Raw genomic sequence first — 5,686 nt, 5'->3', positions numbered from 1 at the left:
GCTCAACATCGACAAGCCGGCGGCACTGGTCAAGTACGCCATCGATCACGGGCTGATTTCCCGCTAACCCCTCCCTCCAGCTCCTACAGGTTTCGTACGGCCGAAAATTTCTTTCCTCCCTACCACCCGACGAGAAACTCACTCAAGGGACTTGCGTCATCGGTATTATGGTATACCATCAGACGCACAGACACCCAAAACCTCCTATGGAGCAGCTCATGAGTTTCGAAATCCGCAAGATCGTCAGCTATGTCGAAGAAACCTTTATTGAAGGCGGCAAAGCCACCGATAAGCCCGTGACCATGGTCGGTCTGGCCGTGGTTATGAAGAACCCCTGGCTGGGCAACGGTTTCGTCGAAGACCTGAAACCACAGATCCGCGCCAACTGCTCCGACCTCGGCGCACTGATGGTCGAGCGCCTGGTGGGCATCATCGGCGGTGCCGAGAAAATCGAGGCTTACGGCAAGGCTGCGGTGGTCGGTGCCGACGGCGAGATCGAGCACGCTTCGGCGGTGATCCACACCCTGCGCTTCGGCAACCATTACCGCGAAGCGGTCAAGGCCAAGAGCTACCTGAGCTTCACCAACAAGCGCGGCGGCCCGGGCACCTCGATCCAGATCCCGATGATGCACAAGGACGACGAAGGCCTGCGTTCGCACTACATCACCCTGGAAATGCAGATCGAAGACGCCCCGCGTGCCGACGAAATCGTTGTGGTCCTTGGTTGCGCCGACGGCGGCCGCCTGCACCCGCGCATCGGCAACCGCTACATCGACCTGGAAGAACTGGCAGCCGAAAAAGCCCAGTAACCGGCCAGCAGAACGACAACAAGAAGGCATTGCAGGAGCGCTCCATGATTCGGCTCACCGCTGAACTCACCCCGGCTGGCACCAGTTACCTGGCGACCGGCCAAGGCCAGCCCGTGGTCTTGATCCACGGCGTGGGCCTGAACAAAGAAATGTGGGGCGGCCAGATCGTTGGCCTGGCCACGAAGTACCGCGTCATCGCCTACGACATGCTCGGCCATGGCGCCAGCCCGCGCCCGGAAAGCGGCACGCCGCTGCTCGGCTATGCCGACCAGTTGCTGGAGCTGCTCGACCACCTGCAATTGCCCAAGGCAACGGCGATCGGTTTTTCCATGGGCGGGCTGGTGGCGCGGGCGTTTGCCCTGCACTACCCGCAACGCCTGGAAGGCCTGGTGGTGCTCAACAGTGTTTTCAACCGCAGCGCCGAACAGCGCGCCGGGGTCATCGCCCGCACCAGCCAGGCCGCCGAACACGGCCCGGACGCCAATGCCGAAGCGGCGCTGTCACGCTGGTTCAGCCGTGAATACCAGGCCGCGAACCCGGCGCAGATCGCCGCGATTCGCCAGACCCTGGCCGGCAATGACCCTCAGGGTTACCTGACCACTTACGAACTGTTCGCCACCCAGGACATGTACCGCGCCGACGACCTGGCCAGCATCCAGGTACCGACGCTGATCGCCACCGGCGAACTGGACCCCGGCTCGACCCCGGAAATGGCCCGGCAACTGGCCGAACGCATTCCCGGTGCGACCGTTGCCGTGCTCGCCGAGCAACGGCATATGATGCCCGTAGAGTCTCCGCGCCTGGTCAACCAGCTGTTGCTGGAGTTTCTGCAGACCGCGCACTCCAAACAAAACCAGATCAAGGGGATCGTTGCATGACACTCGCACGCTTCCAGATGTGCATCGGCGGTGAATGGGTCGATGCCCTGTCCGGCAAGACCTTCGAAAGCCTCAACCCGGCGCTGGCCGAGCCTTGGGCCGAATTGCCCGATGCCGACGAAGCCGATGTCGAACGCGCCGTGCAGGCGGCACAGACGGCTTTCGACAGCCCGGCATGGCGCGGTTTGACCGCCACCGCTCGCGGCAAATTGCTGCGACGCCTGGGCGACCTGATCGCCGAGAACAAGGAACAACTGGCGCAGCTGGAAAGCCGCGACAACGGCAAGCTGATCCGCGAAACCCGTGGCCAGGTTGGTTATCTGCCGGAGTTCTTCCACTACACCGCAGGCCTGGCGGACAAGCTCGAAGGCGGCACCCTGCCGCTGGACAAGCCGGACCTGTTTGCCTACACCGTGCACGAAGCCATGGGCGTGGTCGCGGCGATCATTCCGTGGAACAGCCCGCTGTACCTGACGGCGATCAAATTGGCCCCGGCCCTCGCCGCGGGCAACACCATCGTGATCAAGCCGTCGGAACACGCCTCGGCGACCATCCTCGAACTCGCGCGCCTGGCGCTGGAAGCCGGGATTCCGCCGGGGGTGGTCAACGTCGTCACCGGTTACGGCCCAAGCACCGGTGCCGCCCTCACCCGTCATCCCCTGGTGCGCAAGATCGCCTTCACCGGCGGCGCGGCCACGGCGCGGCATGTGGTGCGCAGCAGCGCCGAGAACTTCGCCAAACTGTCGCTGGAGCTGGGGGGCAAATCGCCGAACATCATCTTCGCCGACGCCGACCTCGACAGCGCGATCAACGGTGCCATCGCCGGGATCTATGCCGCCTCCGGGCAGAGCTGCGTCTCCGGTTCGCGCTTGCTGGTGCAGGACGAGATCTACGACGAGTTCGTCGGCCGTTTGGTGGAACGCGCCCGGCGCATCCGCATCGGCAACCCCCAGGACGACAGCAGCGAAATGGGCCCGATGGCCACCGCGCAGCAACTGGCCGTGGTCGAAGGCCTGGTGGCCGACGCGATTGCCGAAGGTGCGCGTCTGCGCCTGGGCGGCAAGCGTCCGCAGAATCTGGGCGACGGCTGGTTCTACGAGCCGACGCTGTTCGAGTGCGACCGCAACTCGATGAAGATCATGCAGGAAGAAGTCTTTGGCCCGGTGGCCTCGGTCATCCGTTTCAAAGACGAAGCCGAAGCGCTGGCGATTGCCAACGACTCGCAGTTCGGCCTCGCCGCCGGCATCTGGACCCGTGACCTGGGCCGCGCCCATCGCCTGGCCCGGGACGTGCGTTCGGGGATCATCTGGGTCAACACCTACCGCGCGGTCTCGGCCATGGCGCCGATCGGCGGCTTCAAGAACAGTGGCTATGGACGCGAAAGCGGCATCGATTCGGTGCTGGCCTACACCGAGCTGAAAACGGTGTGGATCAACCTGTCCCAGGCACCGATGCCTGATCCATTCGTGATGCGCTAGGAGTCCTGGAAAATGATCGAACCCGGCATTTACAAAGACGTGATGAGCTCGTTCCCGTCCGGGGTCACGGTGGTCACCACCCTGGACCCGGACGGCGGCATCGTCGGCATCACCGCCAGCGCCTTCAGTGCGCTGTCGATCGACCCGGCACTGGTGCTGTTCTGCCCCAACTACGGCTCCGACACCTACCCGGTGCTGCGCGACAGCAAGCAGTTCGCGATTCACCTGCTGTCCGCCGACCAGACCGCCGAAGCCTATGCCTTCGCCGGTAAAGGCAAAGACAAGGCCAAAGGCATCGAGTGGCACTTGAGCGAACTGGGCAACCCGATTCTTGCCAAGGCGACGGCGATCATCGAGTGCGAACTGTGGCGCGAATACGACGGCGGCGATCACGCGATCATCGTCGGCGCGGTGAAGAACCTGATCCTGCCCGCGCAACCGGTCACGCCGATGATCTACCACAAAGGCAAGCTGGGGCCGTTGCCCACACTGGCCTGATGCATTGCTTCCTGTAGGAGCGAGCTTGCTCGCGATGAACTTCAAGGCGACGCTTGTTTCCAGGCAGCACGCGTTATCGTTCACGACCATCGCGAGCAAGCTCGCTCCTACAGGTAGAGCACAGCAGCCACCTATAATTTTCCCAGGAGCCGGCATGAGCCCAGCAGCCTCGCAACTGTTCCGCCAACAGGCCTACATCAATGGCCAATGGCTGGACGCGCCGGATGGCGCCTGTCAGGACATCTTCAATCCGGCCACCGGTGAACTCATCGGCCGGGTGCCGAACCTCGGCGCCGAACACGCGCGCCTGGCTATCGAGGCCGCCAACAAAGCCTGGCCGGCCTGGCGCGCGCTGACCGCCAAGGAGCGCAGCAATACGCTCAAGCGCTGGCATGCCTTGATGCTGGAAAACGCCGACGCCCTGGCACAAATCCTCACCCTCGAACAGGGCAAGCCACTGACTGAGGCCAAGGGCGAAATCCTCTACGCCGCGAGCTTCATCGAGTGGTTTGCCGAAGAGGCCAAGCGCATCTACGGCGACACCATTCCCAGTCACAAGGGCGATGCGCGCATCGTGGTCAGCAAGGAACCGATTGGCGTCGTCGCGGCCATCACGCCGTGGAATTTCCCGGCGGCGATGATCACCCGCAAGGCCGGTCCGGCGCTGGCGGCCGGTTGCCCGTGCATCGTCAAACCGGCCCCGGAAACACCGTTCTCGGCACTGGCCATGGCCGCACTGGCGGAACAGGCCGGCATTCCAGCGGGCATCTTCAACGTCATCACCGGCGACGCCATCGCCATTGGCGGTGAGCTGACGGCCAGCCCGCAGGTGCGCAAACTGTCATTCACCGGTTCCACGGCCATCGGCAAATTGCTGATGGCCCAGTGCGCGCCGACGCTGAAAAAAGTCTCGCTGGAGCTGGGCGGCAACGCGCCGTTCATTGTCTTCGACGACGCCGATCTGGAGCGCGCCGTTGACGGTGCGCTGATCGCCAAATTCCGCAACGCCGGGCAGACCTGCGTCTGCGTCAACCGCTTCCTGGTGCAGGACGGCATCCACGACGCCTTTGTCGCGCGCCTGGCCGAACGGGTTTCGCAACTCAAGGTCGGCAGCGGTTTCGATGATGGCATCACCCAAGGGCCGTTGATCAATGAGCGTGCCGTGGCCAAGGTGGAAGACCATGTGCAAGACGCCCTGGCAAACGGCGCACAATTGCTGTGCGGCGGCGAACGTCATGCGTTGGGCAATGGGTTCTTCCAGCCAACCGTGTTGGCAGGCGTTACCCCGCAAATGAAAGTCGCCCAGGAAGAAACCTTCGGCCCACTGGCCGCCGTGTTCCGTTTCGACACCGAGGCCCAGGCCGTCGAGATGGCCAACGACACCGAATTCGGCCTCGCCGCCTACTGCTACACCCGCGACCTGGGCCGCGCCTGGCGCATGAGCGAGGCGCTGGAGTACGGCATGGTCGGGATCAACGAAGGGCTGATTTCCACCGAGGTCGCGCCATTTGGCGGCATCAAGTCCTCGGGGCTGGGCCGTGAAGGGTCGAAGTACGGCATCGAGGATTACCTGGAACTCAAATACACCTTGATGGGCGGCCTCTGAGCCCACGGGAGCTACGCAAATGAACAACGAAAAATACGAAAAAGGCCTGAAGATCCGCACCCAGGTGCTGGGCGAAGCCTACGTCAATCGCTCCATCGAGAACGCCGACGACTTCACCCGGCCATTGCAGGAAATGGTCACCGAATATTGTTGGGGTCATGTCTGGGGTCGTGAGGGTTTGTCGCTCAAGGAGCGCAGCATGATCAACCTGGCGATGATCTCGGCCCTCAACCGGCCGCATGAACTCAAGCTGCATGTGCGCGGCGCCTTGCGTAACGGCCTGAGTCGTGAGCAAATACGCGAAATACTGCTTCAGGTCGGCATTTACTGCGGTGTCCCCGCTGCCGTAGACAGTTTCCGGCTCGCCCGTGAAGCCTTCGCCGAAGCCGATGCCGAGGCCTCCAGTTAACCCTTGGC

General features: G+C 63.2%; 6 protein-coding genes and 1 pseudogene. All 7 read left to right on the top strand.

From position 1 onward, the window contains the following. A pseudogene (locus AC1DVH_RS25160) lies at window positions 1–67 on the top strand (DNA-binding response regulator); the annotation flags it as partial. A 151-nt stretch (window positions 68–218) separates the two neighbouring features. Beyond that, window positions 219–809 (top strand): amino acid synthesis family protein, encoded by a 591-nt coding sequence (locus AC1DVH_RS25155; protein ID WP_007978708.1) that lies wholly within the window; start codon window positions 219–221, stop codon window positions 807–809. A gap of 44 nt (window positions 810–853) precedes the next feature. Then, entirely contained in the window at window positions 854–1,687 is an 834-nt protein-coding gene (locus AC1DVH_RS25150; protein ID WP_477756092.1) for an alpha/beta fold hydrolase, read from the top strand. Then, window positions 1,684–3,165 (top strand): aldehyde dehydrogenase, encoded by a 1,482-nt coding sequence (locus AC1DVH_RS25145; protein ID WP_477756091.1) that lies wholly within the window; start codon window positions 1,684–1,686, stop codon window positions 3,163–3,165. Before AC1DVH_RS25150 ends, AC1DVH_RS25145 begins: the two co-directional genes overlap by 4 nt. A gap of 12 nt (window positions 3,166–3,177) precedes the next feature. Further along, on the top strand, window positions 3,178–3,663 hold the full coding sequence (locus AC1DVH_RS25140; protein WP_090456302.1) for a flavin reductase family protein: 486 nt from the start codon (window positions 3,178–3,180) through the stop codon (window positions 3,661–3,663). Window positions 3,664–3,817: 154 nt separating this feature from the next. Next, entirely contained in the window at window positions 3,818–5,269 is a 1,452-nt protein-coding gene (locus AC1DVH_RS25135) for an NAD-dependent succinate-semialdehyde dehydrogenase (RefSeq protein ID WP_477756090.1), read from the top strand. Between the two features lie 19 nt (window positions 5,270–5,288). After that, the gene (locus AC1DVH_RS25130) at window positions 5,289–5,678 is read left to right on the top strand and encodes a carboxymuconolactone decarboxylase family protein (RefSeq protein ID WP_007991919.1); all 390 of its coding nucleotides are present in this window, start codon (window positions 5,289–5,291) and stop codon (window positions 5,676–5,678) included. Window positions 5,679–5,686 lie beyond the last annotated feature (8 nt).

Source organism: Pseudomonas sp. P4_C3 (assembly GCF_056402075.1).
The sequence above is the reverse complement of the archived record's forward strand: the minus strand, read 5'-3'. Positions and strand labels throughout refer to the sequence as shown.